Here is a 24,266-nt window from a genome sequence, read left to right as displayed (position 1 = left end):
ATAAATATGAGTTTGATATAGCAGAAGTGCAATTATAAACAATGAGAGGAATTGGCTATGGTGACACTACAACTACTCAAAACAGAAGATGCAGAAGCGTTATTAGAGTTTGAATTGGTCAACCAAGAATGGTTTGAATCCTATATTGAAGCGCGTGATGAAGATTTTTTTACTGAAGAAGGGATCAAGGAGCATATTGATTTTTATCTTTCTGAATATGAACAAGACCGAATTTATCCAATGTTACTGAAAAATGTCCAAGGAACCATTTGTGGGCGAGCTAATCTTTATAATATTAATAGAGAAAAAGAATCCGGTTTTATTGGTTATCGAATTGGAGAAGAATTTATTTCTCAAGGACTCGCAACTTATGCGACTGAAGTGCTAATTAATGTAGCAAGAGAGACGTTGGCGTTGAGCGAATTAATCGCCACTGCAACAACGGATAATTTAGCCTCACAAAGAGTATTAAGTAAAAATGGCTTTAAGCAAGTTGGATTTAAGCCTGAATTTACCATTGTGGATGGCGAGATCATTGATTGTTATGAATATCGTTGTGTAATTAAGCAGTTATCAAGTGTGGTGTAGTTTGAGCGTAGCCGTAGAGCGGGGCTTGATATATACTTTCTTGTTTCAAAGGAATCTCTATAATGGAAATGATAATTGTCTCTTCTGAGCGACAAAAGCGTATGGTCATGATTTTTGGTCGCATGAAAGCAAAAATGTCAGATAAGGCACTGTTGAATAGTTTAGATTCACGTGAAGTGAATTCAACAGCTTATCCTGCATTTAAAAAAGCACCAGATCTACGTGTTGAGCGCATTCAACTTCCATTCGGTGATGATAAAACAGGCTCATTAGATGGTGGTGATTTCTTATATCGTTACTTATCAAAAGGCTATATTTGTTTAGGTGATTTTGAAGGTCAGCCAAAGCCAGATCTAGCACCATGGGGCGTTCGCTCTGTACGTCGTCAGCCTAAAATTGGTTTCGGACTGTAATCGATTAAATCTATCAATTACATGATAGCAATAACTGTATCGTAATATTTACGATCTAAGCAGAATTAAATTGCAATGGGAGTATTCTATAAAATTCATATTATGAGTTTTGTAGAGGACTTCCATGAATAAATCTAGATTCCCACTCCTTATATTACCTTTGTTGTTTACTTCAACTTTACCCGCAAAAGAATTTGATTTTTCACATTAATAGCAAATCATTCAATATTATCTAACATCTTCGAATTAACTATTTGATAATTCTGTATACTAAGCGGCTCTGAAGAATAACTTATCAACGATGCATGGTATCTGCTGTTAGCGACAATGTGAGATCATGGTGTACAGAGCAAGAGTGGAGAGAATTAACGGCTTACACTGCGCGACCAGATTCTGTAAATCAATTAGCTAAATTGTATGAAGAAGACAGAGCAGGGACGATAAACTTATTTCCTAAATTTGGGGTTGGTTTTAATACTAAAGTACCTGGCAGACATGCAGGAGACATTACTTAGAAAAAGATGCATTTTTAGGGTTCTGGGGAGCACCCATAGGATCGGATGCGTCGGAATTGAAGAGTAACGCGAATGGATCACTTGCTCCGACACTATATGAATACCTTACTCAAGACATCGTTCTTGAGAATGAAAATGGATGGGGATTTCCTTCCTTGCTTTCAGAACTGGATATACAAAAAAGTAAATAAAAAAGAAGAGCAAATACCATTCTCTTTTGAGTTGATTGTGAGCATATCGTTAAGTGTGCGCACTTATAATGTTAAGCATTATCTTTATCAAAAAATGAAAGTGATCTCATGCATATTTTTGAATTTATTTTGTGAAAAAGGACACATTTTTAAATGATAAGACTGTTAAGATGACTCAGAATTTAATCGCTTGTCTCATTAATGAGTCGTGCAATGTAGGGAGTGTAGGCTCCACTGATAGCTCTGCATTGCTTTATATTATTTAAAATTATAAAAAGTAGACATATTATGCATTTAACATTAAAAACAAAGCTTGTCATAACAAGTGTTGCTCTCATCATCTTAACGATTATCTCGCTGGGTACTTTTTCATATCAAACAATGAAAACCCAAGCATGGGATGATATTCGTAGTGAGAGTGGGAATACTGCAAAAGCATACAGTTTAGGTATTGGGGATTGGTTTAAAGGTCGCCAAGATGCGATTACTGCAATGAAAGAAGCCATAGAGCGTAACCCTAATTTAGATATTGTTGATCGTCTAAAACAAACATTAACGTCAGGAGGGTTTGGATTAAGCTTCTATGGTAATGAGCAAGGGGTAATGGAGCGTCAAGATCCGTCATTGAATAAAGCAGGTTATGATCCCCGTACGCGTGGTTGGTATAAAGAAACGGTATCCGCGAATAAAGCGATTACAACCAAACCTTATGTTAGCCATACTATGCAAGCCCTTGTAGTTACACTAACAGAGCCAGTTCGTGAAAATGGAAAAATCATTGGTGTTACAGCATCTGATCTCTTTTTATCAACTTTAATCGATGATGTTCTGGATATTCCTGTCCCAGGAAAAGGTTACGCCATGCTTCTTGATGTCAGCAATAAAATTGTCGTTGCTCATCCAAATGAAAAAATGACACTAGAGCCGATTTCAGAATTAGGTCAAGGGTTTGATGCAATAAGCTTAAATAGTGAGCTTACCTCTGACGGCTTCTTTTTTACTGAGCAAGATGGAGTAAATAAAGCCGTAATGGTAACGGCTGTCCCTAATACTAGTTGGGCTATTGCTCTTGTAATGGATCAAGACACGCTAGAAGTACCGTTAAATGCAATGCTATTTAAATTAATACTTATTGGTGGTTTAATTTTATTGTTTGTTTCATTATTTACGGGCTGGTTAGTCACACGCCAATTACGTGAATTAGGTACCGTATCAGAAGCCTTAGCAGATATTGCAAATGGTGAAGGGGACTTAACAGTTCGTATTAATGTTAAATCTGATGATGAAGTGGGTAAACTTGCTGAAAACTTTAACCAGTTTGTTTCTCGTCTTCACACAATGGCATCGAATTTAAGATCAATTACTTTAGAACTTAATCGTTCAGCGGCAGATTCGGCAGATTCAGCCCTGCAACGTAGCCAAAATATTCGTCATCAACAAGACGAAATTACCATGGTCGCGACTGCGGTAACAGAAATGGCGAGTGCAACCCAAGAGATAGCAGGTAATGCGGAGAATACAGCAAAATCTGCAGAGCAAGCGGTAACTTTAACCCAAGAAGGGCATAGTTAAGCAAACCAAAGCCAAACATCGATTGGTAATCTTGCGCGTGAAGTAAACAGCGCAGTGGGTATCATTGAAGATCTGAATGGTCATGCTCAGAAGATCAGTTCAATTCTTGCAACTATTCGCTCGATTGCAGAGCAAACGAATTTGCTTGCATTGAATGCGGCAATAGAAGCAGCAAGAGCAGGGGAGCAAGGACGTGGGTTTGCTGTTGTTGCGGATGAAGTTCGTGTTTTATCTCAACGAACTCATACTTCAACAGAAGAAATTCAATCGATGATTGAAACATTGCAATCTACAACACAAGAAGCAGTATCTGTTATGTCAGACGGCCATCACTTGGCAGAAACCAGTGTAAAAGATGTCGATAAAGCGGGTATGAGTATCGAAAATATAGCGGCTCAAATTAATGTGATTAGTGATATGGCGACTCAAATCGCTTCGGCAGCAGAAGAACAATCAAGTGTTACAGCAGAAATTAGCCGTAACACGGAAGGTGTGCAAGAAGTTGCAAACCAAATGGCGAGTGAAGCTGAAACTGCAGCACAACAAGCTGAGGCATTAAAGTCACTAGCAGATTCATTAGAAGAAGAAATTAAACGTTATAAATTGTAGTAATTAATACTTTAAATATACGCAGGAAACCGTCTTTTTTGACGGTTTTTTTGCGTCAAAAAAATGTGATCTTCATTCAAAAATGACGCTAAGGCAACGACTTACAAAATATTTGATAAACATCTTTCATTAGCTATTCCCAAAAGCAAAACAAGGTGTAGAATACGCTTCCTTATCGGCTAACACAGTATGTGTAATCTATTCCAGTGTATTGAAAAATAAGATGAATACACTATTAGGACATAAATGAAAAACGTATTATTTGCTCTTGTTATTTCTTTAGCAACCGTTTCTTGTACTCCAATTTTTGATGGTAACTATAATCAATCTAATCCAGAGTATTGTGATTGCAGTAATGGCTCATCAAATTCAAACACATGGCAGCCCGGTTCATCAAAGCCAAGCACATCAAAACCAACCCAAACGGTGGAAGAGCAATTAGCAAATCTTGCTAACCAAGTACACAATAAATGGGGAGATAAAGAATTTCTTGAAGCGGGTAAGCATCGTTATGTGAAGTATCTTGATGGATATCGTACTCGCGCACATATTGATTTTGATAAAGGTAAGATTTATATCTCTACCATTTCACAATACCAACCAAAAGAAACGTTGAAGAAAGCGATCATTGGTACCGTATTGATGCCTGCTGACCCATCACATGTCGATTTATTTAGTGATAAATCAATTCCGTTGCGTGGTCGTCCATTCTTACTTGGTCAGATTAAAGATCAAGAGAATAAAGACATTGAATGGCCATGGAGAGCTGGTCGTTATGCCGATTATTTAATTGAAAATAAGCTGCAATCTAAAACGATTAAAAACGGTAAGGCATATTACGTTGAGATCTCAATGGTAGACGACCATTTGGAACAGCGTGAATTTCAATATGCAGATTTGATCAAAAAAGCGTCGAAAGAATACGATATTTCAATCGATTTAATTTATGCCATTATCCAGACAGAAAGCAGCTTCAACCCTTATGCAGTAAGTCATGCTGGGGCCTATGGTTTAATGCAAGTGATCCCAAAAACAGCAGGGGCAGATGTATTTAAACTAGTTAAAAATAAATCTGGTATTCCAACAAAAGAGTATTTATTTAACCCTGCGAATAACATAGATACAGGCACCGCTTATTTTTATATCTTAAAGAATAGATACTTACGAGATATTACTCATACAACTAATAAACATTACAGCATGATATCAGCCTATAATGGGGGTTCTGGTGGGGTATTTTCAACTTTTAACCCAAGCAAGACTAAAGCAATTAGTGAAATCAATAGCTTAAAACCAGATCAGCTATATTGGGCATTAACCAATAAACACCCTAAGGCTGAAGCACGTCGTTATCTTGAAAAAGTATTGAAGTTTCAAAAAGAGTTTAATGAAAAAGTGTAGATAGAATATGTTAATTGAGAGGATGAATAAATTGAATTATACATTCCTAATACGATTTTTTTGCTTCTCATTCTATTAAAAATATAATCAAATTAGTTGGTGGTAACGCTAGATTGAAACAGATTTTCTTTTGTTTGTTGTGTTTATATTCCTCACTTTCATGGTCGTTTGAATTGACCACCGAAGAACATGAGTGGCTTAAGCATAATCAAAATTTCACATTTTATAATGATGACTACGATTCGAGGATTTTCTTTGTCGATAATGGAGTTGAAAAAGGACTTTATCCTTATCTTATTGAAGATATTAATAAAAAATTAAATACGAAATTTTCAATAGAAGTTAAAGATGTTGATGTATTACATGAACAATTTAATAAACTTGAAAATGGTGCTTATTTTGATTTTGCGAATACAAAAGAAAGACGTGAAAATTACTTCTTTGTACCTACTTTATATCGGGTAAGTACTAAGATTTTCTTTAAAGATAGTAAAAATATTAAAGACTTAGTTAGTTTGAACCATAAAAGGATTGGCCTTGTTGATGATTGGTATTCTACAACTAATTTTGTGAATCAATACGAAAGTTCGTTACACTATATACCAGTAAAATATAAAAGCTTAAATGAATTAACGGCAGCTTTGCAGGTTGGAGATATTGATGCTTTTGTGGCCGACACGCAGGTGATTACAGATAAAGCATTTCCAACTCTTGATTTACCTCGATTAGAGAATTTATATACATCATTCGCAATTTCAAAAAACAATATTGAGTTATATACAATTTTAGTTAAGTATTTTACTGATTTAAAATCAATCGAAGTAAAAGATATGGTGAAAAAATCGCGTGAAGATTATTTCATCTATTTATTTAAAAATAATGAAGAGCTTAAAGGGTTAGAGGTTACTGTCGGTTATGGGATTAATGAGTTTCCAGCCAGCTATCTCATAAGTAATCAGTATCATGGTATCGCGCCAACGCTTTTTGATAGCATTAAATTGATTTTTAAAGATTCAGTTAATTTTACAGAACCAACTCTGGGTGAATGTGTCGATTATGATATTTTACTTTCTACATTTGAAAATAAATGCATAACAGATAATTACTTACTGACTAAGCCTTATTATAGTTTTGAACTTTCTGTTTTTAATAAATTAGAAGGCAACTTTATATCTCGAATTGCTGATGTTAATTATTCAACTGTCGGAATATTAAAGAATGCGTATTATTATGACTACGTGAAAAATAATACCTTAAAAGTTAAAATGGTATTTTTTGATACCTTTGAAGAGATTATTAAAGCAATAAACGACGGTGAGATAGACTACGCGTTTGGCGACCAGAGATTATTACTTAATCATACTATTAATCATGATATGTATGATTTAAAGACAGCAGGGACATTAACAAAAACGTTCTCTGTCTATATGGCAGTAAAAAAAGAGCATGAAGCGTTATTTAAAGCAATTAATTTGATATCGATAAGTTCGGATAATGAGCGTTTAATTAAAAATATCTATATAAATGAAAATGAAAAATTTAAACGTAACGATTTATGGGTACTAACGAGCGTTTTGAGTGGTAGTTTGCTTATTATCACTTTTTTATTGTTCAGAGATTATTTAGCGAAAAAATCACAACGTCGCCTATTAACTATGAATGAATCGTTGATAGGCTCACTGGAAATGGCGTCGTTGTACAGTGATGAAGAGACTAGCGAACATAACAAGCGCATTAATATTTATTCTGAGCACTTATCAAATCTTTTGAAAATGCCAAAAGCGTTTGTAGAAGAGATCAGAATGATAGCTTCTTTGCACGATATTGGAAAAATTGGTATTCCTCACTACATCTTGAAGAAACCAGGAAAACTAGATCCTGATGAATTTGATGTAATGAAACAACACGTAAACATTGGCTATGAGATAATAAAGAATACGGACCTTAGCCTGATAACCAAAAATATTGTGCTGTATCATCATGAAAAGTGGAATGGGAAAGGGTATTTACATCTTTCAGGTAAAGATATTCCTATTGAAGCTCGAATAGTAAGTATTGCGGATGTGTATGATGCTTTAAGACAGAAACGTATTTACAAAGAAGGGTTTACTCATGAAGTTGCTATTAAGATCATTGAAGAAGAAAGGGGGGTATCATTTGACCCTGCGATCGTTGATGTATTTTTGAAACATCATGAAGAGTTCAGAGCTATTTTTGAGAATAATCAATAATCAATTGGGGCGAGTAGAACGCACATTCGCCCCTGTTTTTTGCTACCTAGTGTTTAATCCCCAAGCACGCCTTCACCTTTCACATCAAAATTAATTTTTTCATGCCCAGCAAACACTTGGAAACGCTTGCCTTTTGCTCGGGCAATAATCGTAATGCCAAATTTCTGAGCCAAATCTAAACCCATTTGCGTTACGCCTGAGCGAGAAAGTAAAACAGGAATACCCATTTGAGCGACTTTAATGACCATTTCAGAGGTTAAACGACCCGTAGTGTAAAACAGTTTGTCATCACCGGTTTCTTGTTTTAACCATAACTCACCCGCTAAAGTATCTACCGCATTATGGCGACCAACATCTTCCACAAATGAAAGCACTTTATTGTCTTTGCACACCGCACAACCATGAACCGCACCAGCCGCTTTGTAAGTATCATTGTGATAAGTCAGCGCTTCTAACGATTGATAAAGGTCGGATTGGTTAATCGTCACTTGTGGTACTTGATAGTTTTCAAGCTGCTTCATTACGTTGCCATACATGGTGCCTTGACCGCAGCCAGAAGTAACCGTCTTCTTCTTTAGGTTTTCTTTTACATGCTCAGTGGTTTCTTTGGTATTTACCGCTGCTGTTTTAGTTTCCCAATCAATAATGACGGATTCTAAAAGAGAAGCGTCAGTAACAAAATGCTGGTTTTTTAAGTAACCTAAAACTAACTCCGCAGGGCGAGCACCAAGCGTCATTAACGTTACCACTTCTTGCCAATTCAACATAACGGTTAAAGGTTGTTCGCAAGCGATCTCTTTTGTCAGTTTTTCGCCATATTCGTCATACACATCAACAGAGATGGTTTGGCTTGGTACAGCACCTGTTGTAATTATTGTTGGTGATGGTTGATTCACGGCAACGCTCCAAAAAATTAATAAAGACTTGATAAACTAGGCAAATACTATACCACTCTTAATAAAATGAAAGGAGTTGGTATAAGGTTTGCTTTAATTTAGGTAATTATAATCGACATAACGTAGGTGACTTGTGGGTAAAAAGACAGAAAACCAATGGCCACTTCAGTTTGAAGTGATTGAAGAAATCAAACAAGTAGGGCGTTGGAGCGCACCATCATGGCGCATTGGTGACGTTCATCTTTATGAGTCAAAAACACAAGCAGCACAAAGCAATGGCATATTATTTGAACGTGATCTTGAAATATTCTTAGATGAACGAACTGATTACCGTTTTAACTTAAGCTCTCAAGATCCAAAACTATTTTTTGCCTTTGAAAATGATAATGACGTACTCATTCCAGTGATGATTACTGCTTCACAAAGCTTGATAGGGCAATACATGGATGGTGATTACGTTGTGTTATCCATTGGAATGCCACTACCAGTGCAAGCATGGTTAGAAGCTTTTATCGGCAAAAACGGTGAACTGATAGAAGTTCGTAGAAAGAAACGTAAAGGTGCGGGGCGCGCAAGTGAGCAACTTCCTAAGTAGATGGGCACTGAGAAAACAGAAGGTAAAACAAGGTGAAGAGGTCAGTGATGAGCCTATTCAAGCATCGCCAACACCTGTTATTGACGCTTCTGTCGATGATGTTGAAGCAACACCAATCTTAGAAGAGTCAGAAGTAACGCTTGAGATAGAGCTGCCTACCGAGGCCGATCTAGGTGAAATTACAGGAACCAGCAACGTCAGCCAATTTATGGCAACAGGGGTAGATAAAAACCTGAAAAAAGCCGCATTGCGTAAGATGTTTTTGAATCCTGAATTTGCAATGGAAGATGAGCCAAACTACTCAACACCACCAAAATTGGATAGTGAAACTGCAGCCAAATTACGAGATTGGATGGTAGAGCCAGTTGAAGAAGAAGGCGAGAGTGAGCAAGAGTCAGTGGCAGAGCAATTATCAGAACCATTGCCAAAAGAACAACAAGAATTAACCGTTAAAAATGAAACAACAAACAGTAATGATAATGAATATCAATACGTTACTGGCAACGAAAAAACGTCAAGTGAGACAAAAAAGACCATTTAAACAATCGGGACATTTTGAACCAAGGTGAGACAAAATGTCCCGAAAAAAAACACCGCCTGCCAAATAGTCTAAAAATACCGCATTTTACCCAATTAATATTTCTAATAATTACCCATTAAGTTGGTACGGTTATTGCGATATACCACCTAGAAACCAGTCACAGAACTGAATAGGCCCAAACGGGGTCAAGAATAGGTGAAGCAATGTTAACCCAATTTTTAGCACAATCTGAAACAACGAATGCCAAAGCGCGTCAGTTCGCTATTGCGCAAACCGTTGAGTTAAACAACTTAATCCCACCAACGGTGAGCTACGAAAGCCGTGGTAACTTGATCATCATTGGACCTACTAGCATTATTGTTGATGTTGCCGAGCAGTTCTCAGAGCTGAACAGCATCACACTGGTCTCAACCGAATCCGATGCACACGATAAAGCGACTGAAAGAACGGTTTACCACGCTAAAGATCTAAGCATCAAAGGCTTTTTAGGCGCATTTGATGTTGAGTGTACGCTAAATGGTGAACGCGTTAATCTTGCAAAAGCAACCATTGGCGCTGCTGCATTCGATCTTGTGTTAGACATGAAACTAGACAGCGTAATGTCAGAGCAAGTGCCAGTACCGGGTTACTATCCTGTAGGTCGTGGTTACCCAACGCTTGCACAAGTGCTTGATGAATTACCAGCGCTTGTTGGTACGTTTGATAAACCAAAATACTTTCGCTTAAATCCAGAGTTATGTGCACACAGTTCACGTGGTGTAAAAGGGTGTGAGCGTTGTGTTGATGCTTGTCCTGCTGGCGCACTAACCAGTGAAGGTTCAGATCAAACAGGCCACCACATTCAAATTAACCCATATCTTTGTCAAGGGGTTGGTACCTGTGCAACGGCTTGCCCGACAGAAGCCATCAGCTATGCATTGCCAGAAGCGGAGAAAACACAAAACTTCGCTACTCGTCTATTAGCAAATTACAAGAAAGAGGGTGGTGAAACACCGATTATCGCTTTCTGCAGTGATCGCCATGAAAACTTTAACGTGATGGCATTAAAAACCATGCCAGATCATGTTATCCCAGTGGTTCTTGATGAGCTTCTTTCTGTGGGTATTGATACATGGTTCTCTGCACTTGTTAATGGTGCAGCCCAAGTTCTGTTTATCGCAAGCCGTAGAATGCCAGAAACCATTCAGCGTGTATTAACGCAAGAAGTAGAAATTGCACAGGCTTTCTTATCTCAACTAGGGTTAGATCCTCAACGCATCCAAGTCGTTTACATGGAAGCGTTACATGAAATGACGCTTATCGATACGCCATTAGCGGTAATTGAACAACCATTAACGGGTAATAAGCGTGCACGCTTAATGGGCGCGTTAGATCACCTCGCTGCTGATGCGGCTTCAAACCATATCGAAATTACAGAAATTCAATCTCTGCCTTCTCATGCGCCTTATGGCAGTGTGAGCTGTGAAACGAAAGACTGTACGTTATGTATGGGTTGTGTGGCGGTTTGCCCAACCCGTGCACTTCATAGTGATCCCGATTCACCAACATTAAAATTCATTGAGCAAGATTGTGTTCAATGTGGCCTTTGTGTCAGCGCCTGTCCAGAAAAAGTATTGAGCATGAAAGTGCAAATGAACTGGAGCCAAACACAGCGTCAAGAAACACAAATAATGCATAAAGAAGATGCCGCGTGTTGTATTACTTGCGGAACACCTTTTGCTCCAGCATCAATGATTGAAATGTTACGAGCTAAGTTACAGGGTAACCCGCACTTTAGTGATGAAGCCTCTATTAGCCGTCTATACATGTGTGAAGACTGTCGAGTAAAAGACATCTTTACTGATCTGTCTGCAAACCCAGAAAAACAATTAAAGGTGTAATGACCATGAATGAACAACAGCAAGTAAGACAAGAAATCTATGGTTTATTAGCGCATTTATTTCGTATTGCACCAGATCAAATGGTGATTGATTGGTTAAGTACGCTTGAAGTAGAAAGTAACGATGATCATGCAATGAGTAAAGCATGGTCTGTTATTTCAAAAGCGGCTCAAGAATCAAATCAAGAAGCCCTAACAGACGAATACCAAAACCTATTCATTGGCGTTGGCCGTGGTGAAGTGATGCCGTTTGGCTCATGGCACATAGCGGGCGCATTAATGGAAAAACCGTTAGTGGCACTTCGACAAGATCTAATGCAATTAGGTTTTGAACGTGCCGATGACGTAAAAGAGCCTGAAGATCATATCTCAGCATTATGTGAGGTAATGGCTATGCTTATTGAAGCGGGTGATGCTGAAGTTCTGCAACAACGTTTCTTTAATCGCCATATTCAACCTTGGTATGTTTCACTGTGTGAGCAAATCAATAATGCAGAAAATGCAGATTTCTACAAATCAGTGACAGGTTTAGTAGAGGCGTTTTTCATTGTAGAACAAACGCGCTTTGCAAAAAATCCAAACGCAATTGAAGTCACAGAAGTATAAAAGTCGTTGTGACTTAAAAGAATTAAAACCATAAAAACAGACGCCCATTCCAAGTACATTGGAAGCAAAGGAGCATTGAATGAGCAATAAAAATACGGACCTAAACCGCCGCACACTACTGAAGGGCCTTGCAACTGCAGCTGCCGCAGGAACAGTAGCAGCAGCGGTATCAGGAACAGCAAGCGCAAACACAGTAACGGATAAAAAAGACGTTGAGAAGAAGGGCGATGGATATCGCGAAACTCAACATATTCGTGATTATTACGATAGCCTATAACGGAGCTTAATAATGAAATTAACTAAACGTTCCGATTCGGTACAAAAGCAAGAGAACCAGCTTGGCATTACACGTCGTATGTTCATGCGTACTTCAACGATTGCTGCGGGTGCAGTAGCAAGTGCAAGCATGTTTGTTCCAAGCATGATGAAAAAAGCACAAGCGAAAGAAGTGCCAGTTGATGCGCCAACAGAAGTGAAACGTACTATTTGTTCACATTGTTCTGTAGGTTGTGGTATCTACGCTGAAGTACAAAATGGCGTATGGACTGGTCAAGAGCCAGCATTCGATCACCCATTTAACGCAGGCGGTCACTGTGCAAAAGGCGCAGCACTGCGTGAGCATGGTCATGGCGAACGTCGTCTAAAATACCCAATGAAGCTAGAAAATGGCAAATGGGTAAAACTGTCTTGGGATCAAGCGATCGAAGAGATCGGTAACAAAGCACTTGAGATCCGTAAAGAATCAGGCCCAGACTCAGTGTACTGGTTAGGTTCTGCAAAGCACAACAACGAACAAGCGTACTTGTACCGTAAAATGGCGTCATTATGGGGTACAAACAACGTCGATCACCAAGCGCGTATTTGTCACTCAACCACAGTAGCCGGTGTTGCAAACACATGGGGTTACGGTGCAATGACAAACTCATTCAATGACATGCATAACTGTAAATCTATGCTATTCATTGGTTCAAACCCTGCAGAAGCACACCCAGTAGCAATGCAACATATTCTGATCGCAAAAGAGAAGAATGGTTGTAAGATCGTTGTTGCCGACCCACGTCGTACACGTACAGCAGCAAAAGCGGATCACTATGTTTCATTGCGTCCGGGTTCAGACGTTGCCTTTATTTGGGGCGTATTGTGGCATGTATTTGCAAACAAATGGGAAGATCAAGAATTCATTAACCAACGTGTGTTTGGTATGGATGAGATCCGCACAGAAGTAGCAAAATGGAACCCAGCAGAAGTTGAGCGTGTAACAGGCATTACAGAAGCTGAAGTGTTTGAGACAGCAAAACTGCTTTCTGAAAACCGTCCAGGCTGTGTTGTTTGGTGTATGGGTGGTACTCAGCATACTACGGGTAACAACAACACACGTGCATACTGTATCCTAGAACTTGCTCTTGGTAACATGGGTAAATCAGGCGGTGGTGCAAACATCTTCCGTGGTCACGATAACGTACAAGGCGCAACGGATTTAGGTGTTCTTTCTGATACGCTTCCAGGCTACTACGGTGTTGGTGAAGGCGCATGGAAACACTGGACTAAAGTATGGGATCTAGATTACGAGTGGGTTAAAAACCGATTCGACCAAGGTAAATACAACGGCAAAACGCCAATGAATAACTTTGGTATTCCTGTATCTCGTTGGGTTGATGGTGTTTTAGAAGACAAAGCAAACATCGAACAAAACGACAATATCCGTGCAATGTTCTACTGGGGTCACGCAGTAAACTCACAAACACGTGGTACTGAGATCAGAAAAGCAATGAGCAAGCTGGATATGATGGTTATCGTCGATCCATACCCAACCGTTGCTGCAGTAATGAACGATCGTACCGATGGCGTATACCTTCTTCCTGCAACAACGCAGTTTGAAACGCACGGTTCTGTAACCGCATCAAACCGTTCATTCCAATGGCGTGAGCAAGTAATTCAGCCATTGTTTGAATCAAAACCTGACCACGAGATCATGTACCTACTGACTAAAAAGTTAGGTTACTCAGATCAACTGTTCAAAAACATCAAAATTGATCAGAACAACCAACCTGTAATTGAAGACATTACCCGTGAATTCAACAAAGGTATGTGGACAATTGGTTACACAGGCCAAAGCCCAGAGCGTATTAAAGCGCACACAATGAACTGGCATACGTTCCACAAAACAACGCTAGAAGCAGAAGGTGGACCTGTAAACGGTGAAACCTACGGTCTTCCTTGGCCTTGTTGGGGTACACCAGAAATGAAGCACCCAGGTACGCATATCCTTTATGATACGTCTAAACCTGTAGCGCAAGGTGGCGGTAACTTCCGTACCCGTTTTGGTGTGGAATATGAAGGTCAAAGCCTACTTGCTGAAGACAGCTACCCAGTAGGGTGTGAAATTGAAGATGGTCACCCAGAATTCACTGACAAACTGCTTAAGCAACTTGGTTGGTGGGACGATCTGACTGCGGCTGAAAAAGTAGCAGCAGAAGGCAAAAACTGGAAAACCGATTTATCTGGCGGTATTCAACGTGTTGCAATTAAACACGGTTGTATGCCATTTGGTAATGCAAAAGCACGTGCGATTGTATGGACGTTCCCTGACCGTGTTCCACAACACCGTGAGCCGTTATACACACCACGTCGTGATTTAGTTGCTGATTACCCAACATGGGATGACCGTGCGGCTAACTTCCGTATTCCAACGTTGTACAAAACAATTCAAGATCAAGACAAGTCAAAAGAATACCCAATTATTCTGACATCTGGTCGTCTGGTTGAGTACGAAGGTGGCGGTGAAGAAACGCGTTCAAACCCATGGCTTGCTGAGCTTCAACAAGAAATGTTTGTCGAAGTTAACCCGAAAGACGCAAACGACATCGGCTTTAAAGACGGTGACATGGTTTGGGTTGAAGGCGCAGAGAAAGGTCGAATTCACGTTAAAGCAATGGTAACACGTCGTGTTAAACCTGGCTTAGCGTTCGTACCATTCCACTTTGGCGGTAAATTCCAAGGTGAAGATTTACGTAGTAAGTACCCAGAAGGTACTGACCCATACGTAATCGGCGAAGCAGCAAACACAGCAACCACTTATGGTTATGACCCTGTAACACAAATGCAGGAAACCAAAGTGACACTATGTAAAATCACGAAAGCGTAAGGGGTGATATAAAATGGCTAGAATGAAGTTCTTATGTGACACCAAGCGTTGTATTGAATGTAACGGCTGTGTCACAGCATGTAAAAACGAAAATGATGATGCGCTAGAGTGGGGTATCCAACGTCGTCGCGTAGTAACACTAAATGACGGTGAGCCGGGTGAAACCTCAATCTCTGTGGCATGTATGCACTGTACCGATGCGCCTTGTATGGCCGTTTGTCCTGCGGATTGTTTTGAACATACAGAAGATGGCATCGTACGTCACAACAAAGATCTTTGTATCGGTTGTGGTTACTGCCTATTTGCTTGCCCATTTGGTGCGCCGCAGTTCCCTAAACAGGGTGCTTTTGCTGAGCGTGGCAAAATGGACAAATGTACATTCTGTGCTGGTGGCCCGGGTGTAGAACCAGGTTCACAAGAAGAACGTGAAAAATACGGCGCAAACCGTATCGCAGAAGGCAAATTACCAATGTGTGCTTCTTTATGTTCGACTAAAGCACTGCTTGCTGGTGATGCAGAGAAAGTATCTGACATCTTCCGTCAACGTGTTGTAGAACGTGGCGCAAAAGACGCTGGTTGGACAGATGGTGAAGATCTTTCGTTTGATGCGACTAAGAGCTAATCCAGTGGAGAGAGTGATGTTTACACAATTAAAACGTCTTTCTCTTTCGTTATTGCTGCCATTATTGGCAGCATTAACGCTTTCATTTGCTGTACCTAGTATGGCAAATGAAAGCACAGCGAATAAGAGTGCAGAGAAAGAGATGACCCAACTTGCAGGCGCTGATTTTTGGCGTGAAGTAAAGGCCGGTCAAGAAGGTTATACAACGTCTCAATCACCTGAGCATGGTGTACTTATTAGTACCGCAGGTGAAACGTGGTTTGTACTAAAAGAAAAGTGGATGTCACCATTAGGTGCACTTGCTATTTTTGGTAGTTTAGTAATGGTAACACTGGCGTATTTCGTTGTGGGCCCATTAAAACTGAGTAAACCAAAAACAGGCCGTAAGATAAAACGCTGGTCTCGTATGGATCGCGCCTTACACTGGAGCATGGCATTTACATTTTTAACACTGGCATTTAGTGGTTTATGTTTAGTTTATGGTAAACACTTTTTAAAACCGATTTTACCAAGTGAAATCTGGGGCATGATTATTTATGCTGCGAAGCAATACCACAACTACATGGGACCGATCTTCTTTATCCTACTAATGTGTGTACTTCTGAAATGGTGGAGAAAATCGATCTTCAACAAGACAGACATTCAATGGTTCATGAAAATGGGCGGCATGGTAGGTAAACACAAAGGATCGCACCCATCAGCTGGTTTCTCAAATGGTGGTGAAAAAGCAATTTATTGGTTACTAATTATATTTGGTACTGTTGTTGCTTTTAGTGGTTTTGTATTAGATTTCCCTATTTTCGGCCAGCTACGCCGTGACATGGAGCTATCTAACCTTGTACATATGCTATCAGCACTTATCCTGATCTGTGGTTTCATCTTCCACATCTATATCGGCTTGTTCGGTATGGAGGCGGGTCTAGATGGCATGGTAACGGGTGATGTTGATGAGACATGGGCAAAAGAACACCATGACTTATGGTATCACGAAGTGAAAGACCTTCCTGAAAACCAACCACAAGATAAGAAAGTAGACTAAGTTAATTCATTACTTTTATTGTCATAAATTCAAAAGCCGAGCAGGGTAACTTGCTCGGCTTTTTGACGTTTAAAAAACAGCCTTCTCAAACTTAGTAACGATGTCGGTCCTATTTATCTTTGCTATATTTATAACGTTCTCAAAGATTAATCTGAATAAATAATACTAAGAGCGCTGTTGATTTGTGTAGAAGGGAGGCGGAATGGAACTATTACATGAAGAAAAAGTATGTTGCCCTTATTGCAATGAAGTGATTGTAATTGTCGTCGGTCCTGAAGATCTCGGCCAAGAATATATTGAAGATTGTAGAGTTTGTTGCCAACCGATTAACGTTCAAGTTACCACCAACCTCAATGATGAATTAATGGTGATTACCTATAATGAAAATGATGCCAGTTGATAGAACCATCGCTCATACTCAATCGAACAGAGTAACTTAGTTATTTTTTGCGTGTTTGAAGCTTAGCAAAACGAAATCAATTCTATTTAACTTATTACCAATACTATCAATAGCTTGAATCATCAAAAAATACAGTTCTAAAAAGGAAAAATGAAAAGAAATAGAATGAAATCCATTTATGAAAGGGTATGATGTGCGAATGGAAAACATACATTTTCATTAATTTTTAACGGCAAGATTCGAAATCAATAAGTTCGGTTGAGAGTTTGAGAGTATGTATAACGGTTATATTGGCAAAAGGTGAATTATGTTTACAGTGGAAGTTGATAGTGAATTGAAATTGGCACTTATTGAGCCATCTTTTGCGAAAAAGTACTTTGAAATCGTCTCAAAAGAAGAAGCCTATTTGTCTCAATGGCTGGCTTGGCCACCACTCGCAAAATCTGAAGATTTCTTTTTACGCTTTGTACGTAAATCGCTACTTGATTATGCGGAAGGCAAAGGAATGGTTTGCGCCATGATTTACCAAGGTGAATTGGTTGGTAATGTCAGTTTTAATACGATTAACCATCAGTTAAAAATGGCAGAAATTGGTTATTGGCTCAGTGAGTCTTATCAAGGTAAGGGTATTATTACTCGCGCTGTCTCTAAGTTAATCGAGATTGCATTCACAGATTTACAGCTTGAGAAAATTCAAATAGCAGCAGGCGAGAACAACTTACCAAGCCGTAAGGTTTGTGAACGTTTAGGCATGACATTAGAAGGCATTATTTCTAATCGAGAAAACCTAAATGGTCGTATTATCAATCATGCTATTTATGGTTTATCGAAGCAGCCTGTGAGCTAACCGCATAAAGCGACTCGTTGTCGTGTAGGATGAATGCAGTGACTAATGTTATGTGCCGTATCGTGTTGATTTATTTAATTTTAGAAAAAGGCTAGATGCCTTAGTGGAATAACTAGTGACAAATGTAATAGGGAACTATGAGGCATTTTGTCGTAGAAAGAGCGTTAAATAACAGGAGCTTAAAGTGAGTGATTTTGATGACTTTGACGGAGTAGAAGAGTTCTACAAAGGTACGTTAAGAAAACTAAAATCTGATATTTATGACGAATTTGTATTAGGTGTAGTGTCGACGAATAAGGTTGATATACATGGTGATCAAATGAGTTTAGAGGCTCTAAAAAGTACAGAGATTGCCATCAATAAACATGGCTTACCCTTGAACGCTCATCATGATCCAAGAATAGCAACCTTTGGTCGTACTCTAGCGGCAAAAATGCTCACTAGCCGTGATGGTGAAAAAACCTATGTTCTTGCTGTTATTGCAACGTACTCAAAGTCATTTTATCGACCGTTTCCAACAGAAATGAGAGCCTTAAACTCAGCCTACATTCCCACTGAAACTGATGTTTCATTTGGAGATGTTGAGATTGAATACAGCAATATTGAGCTTGATGAAGACATAATCACATGTGCATTAGCTAACGCACCTGAATTCGTTGCGACAAAACCATATATAGCGGTTCGAAAGGCTGCTGATCCGGTAACGATATTAAGTATTGCCATACCCGCAAGCATAGCCCTCCCATTTTTAACTGGTTACTTTAATAAGTTAGGTGAACAAACTGCTAACCATCAAGAAAGGTTTGCTAGTTGGCTGGTAAACTCAATTGTGAAAAAAGTTAACAAACGAGTTCTCTATAATTTCAATACTCCTTATCGTGGATGTTTGGTGGAATTTATCATCGAGACAAACAGTCCAGTATTAATTAAAGACTCTATTAATCAAATTACAGATGCTAGCAACAATGCAAAAAAACTCATTGACAACTTAGTCGATGAGAGCCCAAAACGGTTGGTTTATGTTTACCACAATGACGACAAAATGTGGGTGCCTGAGCATGTCACGCTAGGTAGTGGGCAAGTTCTTACGGACCGACCATATCTGATGAGCATGGAAGAGTTTGGAGGCTTAAGTATAGGTGCAAGGATCGCTGATTAATGTTATTTAACAAACTGTTTAAGAGTGATTCGCAACGCTTGGCATTTTCACTATGTGTTGCGTTTAGTGTTTAAGGTGGTATGCGGAAGCATCGGTATTGCGTTGCTCACACCTTAACAGGGTGTTAAATCTTATTGGGGAATTAAAGTGGATAAAATAGCAATAATAATATCAATATTCTCGGTAGCAATATCTTTCGTTGCTTTGTTAATGGTAGTGTTGAATAAGAAGCAAGATATGAGGCCTTGGATTGCTATTGAAGATGTTGGTTATGAGTTTGCTGATAATGATTGTTTTAGAGTAAATGCAAAGGTTAAAAATGTATCTGGTGGACCGGCATTAAACTTAACATTTTATACAATAATAGAAGGTAAATCTGATGTTAGAAGCTCTGGGTTACCTTCTATTTTACCCGGCCAGCTATTAGAAATGCGGTCCTCAAATATCTCTGGTGTTGAACAATCATATTTAATCGAGAAAAATATTCCTATTGAGTTTAAAGTTGAGTTTGAGGATGCATATGGTTATCCATACAAACTGACACAAAAAATCACTCCATCAGGTAAGTTATTTGATTATACTCCGGAGATAAAACGTTCAATTAGAACTCTGGGATTAAAAATTTAACAAATGCATCAACACGATTTGCTACATTCGGCATTCTAGGTTTCTTTGAGTTTACCATGTTAAGTGGTAAATTTGAGCATAATCTGCATGGTAGCAAACGTGTTATGCAGGCGTTAGGCTACTCTTGACATTCCAGGAAATGACTTTGTATAGCATTCATGTTGTATGAGGTGTATACTTTGGGTAAACCAATGTGTAGGAGATAGTTATGGCAACTACTTCATTTGATAAGGACTTCAAAGTAACTGATGATAAGGTTATTAACAAGTTCAAAATGGCAGCCGCAAACCCTAGAAAGGTAGCGGTCAAAAAACGAAACTATGAGTCTGATAAGTCAAAAGGTATCCAGTTATTAACACGACAGTTGTCAAACTCGGGGATGTAGTTGAAGCTTTTGATAGTGATAAACTTCAAAAGCTCTTCTCTAATTTCACTTGCCCTAAAAACCCTGATGTAGAAACCTTCCTTAGATCCAAAGCAACTCGATTTGAAGAAAGCGATAATTCTAGAACATACCTCATCTTAAACGACAATGGTGACATACTCGCTTATTTTTCACTAACGTTCAAAGAAGTGTCTTTAGTCCATTCTGATATATCTAAAGGCCAAGTAAAGCATTTAGATGGAATAAATAAAAATGCAGAGAAGATCAAAGCTTACTTGATCGGTCAAATTGGTAAGAATTTTTCTGTTGAGCCAAATAAGATCACGTTAGAGCTAATCCTTGATGAAGTATATGCGATTATTAACGAAGCCAAGGCGTTGATTGGCGGGCGCGCTGTGATCCTAGAATGTGATAAAAATCCGAAATTAATTGAATTATATAAAGAAAATGGTTTTGATGAATTAATTCATACGCCTAGCGAATCTCTGGTAACTATGTACACCTACATAGCCTAACAAATAAGGATTAAGCGCTGCGCAGCCAGCGTTAAATCCCGGGTGTTGAACAATCCCGTAGTCACTTCTTTATAGTAAATTTTACGATCTAGTTTGATGGGCGCATCGCCTTGAGTCTTTTCTCAAGGCGAGTGAGGCCAAGATAAGATTATGATAGTAACTTTATCAATGGGTTAGCTATTTTTTAAATCGTCTTATTTGTTGTATCTCCTCTGGTTTAACCTCAGCCATTATCCTTATTATGTTTGCCTTTCGGCTATCTCGATCGCGTTATACCCATGCTCTCCATGTCATGCAGGTAACGAGGGCAGGTTAGTATTGCTTTGGTTCGGATGGGTATAGTGCTTGGCGGAGTTTGATAATTTAAAGTGTAGCGATAGAAAAACTGTAAGCCATTGCGGTCGAGTTTAACGGTGCTCTACGAGTGAGAGCTAATCAAACTGGCGAAGAAGCTTTCTAAATCAGTCGTGTTTAATGTATCGGGACAAAGGTCAAAGAACTCGCTAATCCGATGAACTGCACGAGAATAAGCATCAATGGTAGCAGGTCGTTTACCTTGCAGAGTTAAGTTGGTAAGGTGTAATTCATAAAGGCGATGATATCGCTCTTGTTATCCGCCATCAAAATGATGGGGGTACAGAGAGTCTGGATGATACCGGTTTTACTCTGCCGCGAAGCTGCTTCGTTCAACAATCTGTTTAAGAGTGATTCGCAACGCGTGGCATTTTTACTATGCGTTGCGTTTGGTGTTTACGGTGGTATGCGGCAACATCGGTATTGCGTGGCTCACACCTTAATTGGGGGTTAGCACTCATCACTTCAACTAGATCTAGCGAAAAATTTCAATTCATATATAATTGGTTTTATATACAGTGTTTTCACCTAATTAACTTGAAAACATTATGTTAGGAGATGTATATGACTTATATACCAAATTTTAATGAAGACAAAACTGCGCAACTAGCAGCATATTTGACCTCGAAAAGTGGCGGTGAAATTTACCATCTTATGCTCATGAAGTTGCTTTACATTTCTGACAGAAATGCATTGGCGACACTAGGGCATACAATAAGTGATGATAACTATGCTTCCATGAATTATGGACCTGTTTTATTGAACACTCTGTCTTTAATCGATGGAAGTGTTCGTTCTACGAATGGTTTGTGGTCAAAACTTTTGTCTCCAAGTCGAAATTATAAAATATCATTGCTCAATCGTGACTTTGATACTGCTTTATTATCAGAGGCAGAATTGGCTATTACTGATGCTGTATTCTCTCAGTTTGGCTCAATGGATAGATTTGAGCTAGCGGATAAAACGCATGAGTTCGGTGAATGGAACAATCCTCATGGTTCAATATTGCCTATTGATTACCAAGATATTTTGAAAGCAGTTGGTTTTGATGACGCTGATGCAAACAGTATTTTACAAGAATTACAAGATGTTAAAGCAGCGAAGGACTTTTTAAATAATTTATGAGCACTATTATTGAAAAGAACACTATTCTTGTTCCTGTACCGTCGCCAACATGTAAGCACTTATTTATCGTATTGACAACTCCTGAAGGTGATCCGCCAGTAGTTGTCATGGTTAATATTACCACTCGACGACCAACATCGGATTCAACCGTAGTCTTAACTCCGGGAGATCACTCTTTTGTAAAACATGAGAGCGTGATTGCATTCGAGCACGCATCTCTGTTTGAAGTTTCTCGACTCGAAAGTGGCTTGGCTAGTGGGGCTCTTTCCAAGTACCCTGATATTAGTGAGTCGCTATTCTCAGCTGTAAAAGCTGGTCTTTTGAGCTCACCTAGGACACCTCAAGGGATCAAAGATTACTGTTCAAGCAGATTCTGAGTGTTTTTAAGCAGCGTTATTACGCTGCATTTTTTATGTCTTAACCTTCGATTGTTCAAGAGTGCTAACAAATAAGGATTAAGCGCTGCGCAGCCAGTGTTAAATCCCGGGTGTAGAACAAGCCCGTAGTCACTTCTTTATAGTAAATTGTGCGATCTAGTTTGGTAGGTGCATCGTCTTGAGTCTTTTCTCAAGGCGAGTGAGGCCAAGATAAGATTACGATAGTAATTTTATCAATGGGTTAGCTATTTTTTAAATCGTCTTATTTGTTGTATCTCCTCTGGTTTAACCTCAGCCATTATCCTTATTATGTTTGCCTTTCGGCTATCTCTGCCGCGAAGCGGCTTCGTTCAGCAAAGCAATCAACACGATACTTATTACACTCGGCATTCGTGGTTTAGAGTATAATTGGCTTGGTAATTAAGGCGTTCGCACGTGTTATTGCGGCGTTATAATTTTTCTTAGTATTGCTGAATATTTATACTTGCACTATAATTGGTACAAAATTAAGTACAATTAAGGTGCTATTATGACTCGATTAAGATTGGACCAAGATATTCAACCACTTTCAGAATTTAGAGCTGGCGTAGCGTCGTTTATTCGTCAAATTAACGAAACTCGTAGACCTTTAGTTATCACTCAGCGTGGTAAAGGCGTCGCTGTTGTTTTAGACGTTGCTGAGTATGAAGCTATGCAAGAGAAAATAGAGTTACTGGAAGAGATGCAACAAGCTGAAGCACAAATCGCTAGTGGTTTCGGTTTATCAAATGACGATGCTCGTTCTAAAATCTTAGCGCGCTTACGTTAATGAATGTTATTTGGTCGCCGCTTGTTTTAGACAAAATAGGGCAGACAGCAGAATACATAGCATTAGACAATCCATCAGCGGCAGAAAAATGGGTTAACGATGTATTCGATAAAGCTGAGAATTTAGGTTCATTTCCAGAGTTGGGTCGTCTTGTCCCTGGCTGAATAAAGCGAATTATCGTGAAATCATTTTTGGTAATTACCGCATTATTTATAGCGTAACGTTAAGCATAAATATTTTAACGGTTCGTAACTGTAGTCAATTGCTGACTATGGCTGATATATAAAGTTATAACAAATAAGGATTAAGCGCTGCGCAGCCAGCGTTAAACCTCGGGTGTAGAACAAGCCCGTAGCCACTTCTTTATAGTAAATTGTGCGATCTTTTTGAAATCTAACTTATAAGTCATGGATGTTTACCGAAATCGTTTCTTCATTCTCTCGTTCTGCGGCAAGAGATAATAGTTCTAGATCTTCAACCCGATCCATCAAAAGTTCATAAGCTTCAGCTGGTACACAATAAAATGCAGGCTCATTTCTGTTTAGTACAGCAACAGCTTCGCCATTAGCACTTGAAGCAACTTTCATTGGGTTAGCTTTAAACTCAGTAATACTTGCTGCAACATCAGCTAAAATTCTAGTAGTCATAATGGTCTCTAATTAGGTTGATTATTCGGTCATTATAGTGTGCCGTTGTAGCTTAACAAAGCAATCAACACGATTTATTACATTCGGCGTTGTAGGTTTATCTTTGGTTTCAGTGTTTAAGGCAGTAAAATTCAGCTAAGTCGTTGTAGTAATAAATGTGTCAATGCGGCGTTTAATGC

General features: G+C 39.0%; 23 protein-coding genes and 4 pseudogenes. 24 read left to right on the top strand and 3 right to left on the bottom strand.

Annotation, left to right across the window (positions count from 1 at the left end):
• The first annotated feature begins 57 nt into the window (after positions 1 to 57).
• From PVK70_RS02455 to PVK70_RS02430, 6 genes and pseudogenes are all read left to right on the top strand, one after another.
• A complete protein-coding gene (locus PVK70_RS02455) occupies positions 58 to 588 on the top strand; it encodes a GNAT family N-acetyltransferase (RefSeq protein ID WP_130047490.1) in 531 nt (176 codons plus the stop codon).
• A gap of 62 nt (positions 589 to 650) precedes the next feature.
• On the top strand, positions 651 to 1,001 hold the full coding sequence (locus tag PVK70_RS02450; protein WP_130047489.1) for a hypothetical protein: 351 nt from the start codon (positions 651 to 653) through the stop codon (positions 999 to 1,001).
• 299 nt (positions 1,002 to 1,300) lie between these two features.
• Positions 1,301 to 1,707, top strand: a pseudogene (locus PVK70_RS02445) (alkaline phosphatase family protein); the annotation flags it as partial.
• A gap of 288 nt (positions 1,708 to 1,995) precedes the next feature.
• Positions 1,996 to 3,888: pseudogene (locus PVK70_RS02440) on the top strand (methyl-accepting chemotaxis protein).
• Positions 3,889 to 4,134: 246 nt separating this feature from the next.
• Complete coding sequence (gene mltC / locus PVK70_RS02435; protein ID WP_130047488.1) at positions 4,135 to 5,289, top strand: membrane-bound lytic murein transglycosylase MltC; 1,155 nt, start codon at positions 4,135 to 4,137, stop codon at positions 5,287 to 5,289.
• Positions 5,290 to 5,462: 173 nt separating this feature from the next.
• Complete coding sequence (locus PVK70_RS02430) at positions 5,463 to 7,520, top strand: HD domain-containing phosphohydrolase (protein ID WP_242504753.1); 2,058 nt, start codon at positions 5,463 to 5,465, stop codon at positions 7,518 to 7,520.
• Positions 7,521 to 7,573: 53 nt separating this feature from the next.
• On the opposite strand, the gene PVK70_RS02425 is transcribed toward PVK70_RS02430, so the two are convergent.
• Positions 7,574 to 8,416 (bottom strand): formate dehydrogenase accessory sulfurtransferase FdhD, encoded by an 843-nt coding sequence (locus tag PVK70_RS02425; protein ID WP_130047487.1) that lies wholly within the window; start codon positions 8,414 to 8,416, stop codon positions 7,574 to 7,576.
• Between the two features lie 133 nt (positions 8,417 to 8,549).
• Between PVK70_RS02425 and PVK70_RS02420 the strand changes: the two genes are divergently transcribed.
• From PVK70_RS02420 to PVK70_RS02350, 14 genes are all read left to right on the top strand, one after another.
• A complete protein-coding gene (locus PVK70_RS02420; RefSeq protein ID WP_130044544.1) occupies positions 8,550 to 9,011 on the top strand; it encodes a DUF3305 domain-containing protein in 462 nt (153 codons plus the stop codon).
• Entirely contained in the window at positions 8,992 to 9,552 is a 561-nt protein-coding gene (locus PVK70_RS02415; protein WP_130047486.1) for a DUF3306 domain-containing protein, read from the top strand. The genes PVK70_RS02420 and PVK70_RS02415 overlap by 20 nt, the downstream gene beginning before the upstream one ends.
• A 203-nt stretch (positions 9,553 to 9,755) precedes the next feature.
• On the top strand, positions 9,756 to 11,432 hold the full coding sequence (locus tag PVK70_RS02410) for a 4Fe-4S dicluster domain-containing protein (RefSeq protein ID WP_130047485.1): 1,677 nt from the start codon (positions 9,756 to 9,758) through the stop codon (positions 11,430 to 11,432).
• Between the two features lie 5 nt (positions 11,433 to 11,437).
• Positions 11,438 to 12,037: a TorD/DmsD family molecular chaperone gene (locus tag PVK70_RS02405; RefSeq protein WP_130047484.1), complete on the top strand. Its 600-nt coding sequence runs from the start codon at positions 11,438 to 11,440 to the stop codon at positions 12,035 to 12,037.
• A 79-nt stretch (positions 12,038 to 12,116) separates the two neighbouring features.
• A complete protein-coding gene (locus tag PVK70_RS02400) occupies positions 12,117 to 12,314 on the top strand; it encodes a twin-arginine translocation signal domain-containing protein (protein ID WP_130044540.1) in 198 nt (65 codons plus the stop codon).
• A gap of 12 nt (positions 12,315 to 12,326) precedes the next feature.
• Positions 12,327 to 15,182 carry a formate dehydrogenase subunit alpha gene (locus PVK70_RS02395; RefSeq protein WP_130047483.1) on the top strand — a complete coding sequence of 952 codons (2,856 nt, stop codon included), beginning with the start codon at positions 12,327 to 12,329 and terminating at the stop codon, positions 15,180 to 15,182.
• Between the two features lie 13 nt (positions 15,183 to 15,195).
• Positions 15,196 to 15,804 carry a formate dehydrogenase FDH3 subunit beta gene (gene fdh3B / locus PVK70_RS02390; protein WP_130044538.1) on the top strand — a complete coding sequence of 203 codons (609 nt, stop codon included), beginning with the start codon at positions 15,196 to 15,198 and terminating at the stop codon, positions 15,802 to 15,804.
• 16 nt (positions 15,805 to 15,820) lie between these two features.
• Positions 15,821 to 16,843: a formate dehydrogenase subunit gamma gene (locus PVK70_RS02385; RefSeq protein ID WP_130047482.1), complete on the top strand. Its 1,023-nt coding sequence runs from the start codon at positions 15,821 to 15,823 to the stop codon at positions 16,841 to 16,843.
• Positions 16,844 to 17,045: 202 nt separating this feature from the next.
• The gene (locus PVK70_RS02380) at positions 17,046 to 17,243 is read left to right on the top strand and encodes a CPXCG motif-containing cysteine-rich protein (protein ID WP_130047481.1); all 198 of its coding nucleotides are present in this window, start codon (positions 17,046 to 17,048) and stop codon (positions 17,241 to 17,243) included.
• 307 nt (positions 17,244 to 17,550) lie between these two features.
• Positions 17,551 to 18,090 (top strand): GNAT family N-acetyltransferase, encoded by a 540-nt coding sequence (locus tag PVK70_RS02375; RefSeq protein ID WP_130047480.1) that lies wholly within the window; start codon positions 17,551 to 17,553, stop codon positions 18,088 to 18,090.
• 184 nt (positions 18,091 to 18,274) lie between these two features.
• On the top strand, positions 18,275 to 19,249 hold the full coding sequence (locus tag PVK70_RS02370) for a hypothetical protein (RefSeq protein ID WP_130047479.1): 975 nt from the start codon (positions 18,275 to 18,277) through the stop codon (positions 19,247 to 19,249).
• A 147-nt stretch (positions 19,250 to 19,396) separates the two neighbouring features.
• On the top strand, positions 19,397 to 19,876 hold the full coding sequence (locus PVK70_RS02360) for a hypothetical protein (protein ID WP_130047477.1): 480 nt from the start codon (positions 19,397 to 19,399) through the stop codon (positions 19,874 to 19,876).
• Positions 19,877 to 20,084: 208 nt separating this feature from the next.
• Complete coding sequence (locus tag PVK70_RS02355) at positions 20,085 to 20,261, top strand: hypothetical protein (protein ID WP_165367139.1); 177 nt, start codon at positions 20,085 to 20,087, stop codon at positions 20,259 to 20,261.
• Positions 20,262 to 20,449: 188 nt separating this feature from the next.
• The gene (locus tag PVK70_RS02350) at positions 20,450 to 20,776 is read left to right on the top strand and encodes a hypothetical protein (RefSeq protein WP_207216398.1); all 327 of its coding nucleotides are present in this window, start codon (positions 20,450 to 20,452) and stop codon (positions 20,774 to 20,776) included.
• A gap of 355 nt (positions 20,777 to 21,131) precedes the next feature.
• Here PVK70_RS02350 and PVK70_RS02345 read toward each other — a convergent pair.
• Positions 21,132 to 21,383, bottom strand: a pseudogene (locus tag PVK70_RS02345) (phage integrase N-terminal SAM-like domain-containing protein); the annotation flags it as partial.
• Between the two features lie 311 nt (positions 21,384 to 21,694).
• On the opposite strand from PVK70_RS02345, the gene PVK70_RS02335 reads away from it, so the two are divergent.
• The 4 genes and pseudogenes from PVK70_RS02335 (at position 21,695) to PVK70_RS02320 (ending at position 23,726) form a co-directional block, all read left to right on the top strand.
• A complete protein-coding gene (locus PVK70_RS02335; RefSeq protein ID WP_165367138.1) occupies positions 21,695 to 22,255 on the top strand; it encodes a Panacea domain-containing protein in 561 nt (186 codons plus the stop codon).
• On the top strand, positions 22,252 to 22,632 hold the full coding sequence (locus tag PVK70_RS02330; RefSeq protein ID WP_130047474.1) for a hypothetical protein: 381 nt from the start codon (positions 22,252 to 22,254) through the stop codon (positions 22,630 to 22,632). The genes PVK70_RS02335 and PVK70_RS02330 overlap by 4 nt, the downstream gene beginning before the upstream one ends.
• A gap of 529 nt (positions 22,633 to 23,161) precedes the next feature.
• Positions 23,162 to 23,440 carry a type II toxin-antitoxin system Phd/YefM family antitoxin gene (locus PVK70_RS02325; protein WP_045102011.1) on the top strand — a complete coding sequence of 93 codons (279 nt, stop codon included), beginning with the start codon at positions 23,162 to 23,164 and terminating at the stop codon, positions 23,438 to 23,440.
• Positions 23,440 to 23,726 (top strand): annotated as a pseudogene (locus PVK70_RS02320) (type II toxin-antitoxin system RelE/ParE family toxin). The gene PVK70_RS02325 and the pseudogene PVK70_RS02320 overlap by 1 nt, the downstream one beginning before the upstream one ends.
• Before the next feature lie 112 nt (positions 23,727 to 23,838).
• Here the strand turns inward: PVK70_RS02320 and PVK70_RS02315 are convergent.
• On the bottom strand, positions 23,839 to 24,087 hold the full coding sequence (locus PVK70_RS02315) for a type II toxin-antitoxin system Phd/YefM family antitoxin (RefSeq protein ID WP_130047473.1): 249 nt from the start codon (positions 24,085 to 24,087) through the stop codon (positions 23,839 to 23,841).
• Positions 24,088 to 24,266: the final 179 nt, after the last annotated feature.

This window comes from Aliivibrio sp. A6, from assembly GCF_028765505.1.
GTDB classification, from domain to species: Bacteria; Pseudomonadota; Gammaproteobacteria; order Enterobacterales; family Vibrionaceae; genus Aliivibrio; species Aliivibrio finisterrensis_A.
The sequence above is the reverse complement of the archived record's forward strand: the minus strand, read 5'-3'. Positions and strand labels throughout refer to the sequence as shown.

What these genes read in the sequence shown, in the direction of transcription:
- PVK70_RS02455 (WP_130047490.1), top strand. Translation starts at nt 58, where the DNA reads ATGGTGACACTACAACTACTCAAAACAGAAGATGCAGAAGCGTTATTA.
- PVK70_RS02450 (WP_130047489.1), top strand. Translation starts at nt 651, where the DNA reads ATGGAAATGATAATTGTCTCTTCTGAGCGACAAAAGCGTATGGTCATG.
- mltC (WP_130047488.1), top strand. Translation starts at nt 4,135, where the DNA reads ATGAAAAACGTATTATTTGCTCTTGTTATTTCTTTAGCAACCGTTTCT.
- PVK70_RS02410 (WP_130047485.1), top strand. Translation starts at nt 9,756, where the DNA reads ATGTTAACCCAATTTTTAGCACAATCTGAAACAACGAATGCCAAAGCG.
- PVK70_RS02405 (WP_130047484.1), top strand. Translation starts at nt 11,438, where the DNA reads ATGAATGAACAACAGCAAGTAAGACAAGAAATCTATGGTTTATTAGCG.
- PVK70_RS02400 (WP_130044540.1), top strand. Translation starts at nt 12,117, where the DNA reads ATGAGCAATAAAAATACGGACCTAAACCGCCGCACACTACTGAAGGGC.
- PVK70_RS02395 (WP_130047483.1), top strand. Translation starts at nt 12,327, where the DNA reads ATGAAATTAACTAAACGTTCCGATTCGGTACAAAAGCAAGAGAACCAG.
- fdh3B (WP_130044538.1), top strand. Translation starts at nt 15,196, where the DNA reads ATGGCTAGAATGAAGTTCTTATGTGACACCAAGCGTTGTATTGAATGT.
- PVK70_RS02385 (WP_130047482.1), top strand. Translation starts at nt 15,821, where the DNA reads ATGTTTACACAATTAAAACGTCTTTCTCTTTCGTTATTGCTGCCATTA.
- PVK70_RS02380 (WP_130047481.1), top strand. Translation starts at nt 17,046, where the DNA reads ATGGAACTATTACATGAAGAAAAAGTATGTTGCCCTTATTGCAATGAA.
- PVK70_RS02375 (WP_130047480.1), top strand. Translation starts at nt 17,551, where the DNA reads ATGTTTACAGTGGAAGTTGATAGTGAATTGAAATTGGCACTTATTGAG.
- PVK70_RS02355 (WP_165367139.1), top strand. Translation starts at nt 20,085, where the DNA reads ATGGCAACTACTTCATTTGATAAGGACTTCAAAGTAACTGATGATAAG.
- PVK70_RS02335 (WP_165367138.1), top strand. Translation starts at nt 21,695, where the DNA reads ATGACTTATATACCAAATTTTAATGAAGACAAAACTGCGCAACTAGCA.
- PVK70_RS02330 (WP_130047474.1), top strand. Translation starts at nt 22,252, where the DNA reads ATGAGCACTATTATTGAAAAGAACACTATTCTTGTTCCTGTACCGTCG.
- PVK70_RS02325 (WP_045102011.1), top strand. Translation starts at nt 23,162, where the DNA reads ATGACTCGATTAAGATTGGACCAAGATATTCAACCACTTTCAGAATTT.
- PVK70_RS02315 (WP_130047473.1), bottom strand. Translation starts at nt 24,087, where the DNA reads ATGACTACTAGAATTTTAGCTGATGTTGCAGCAAGTATTACTGAGTTT.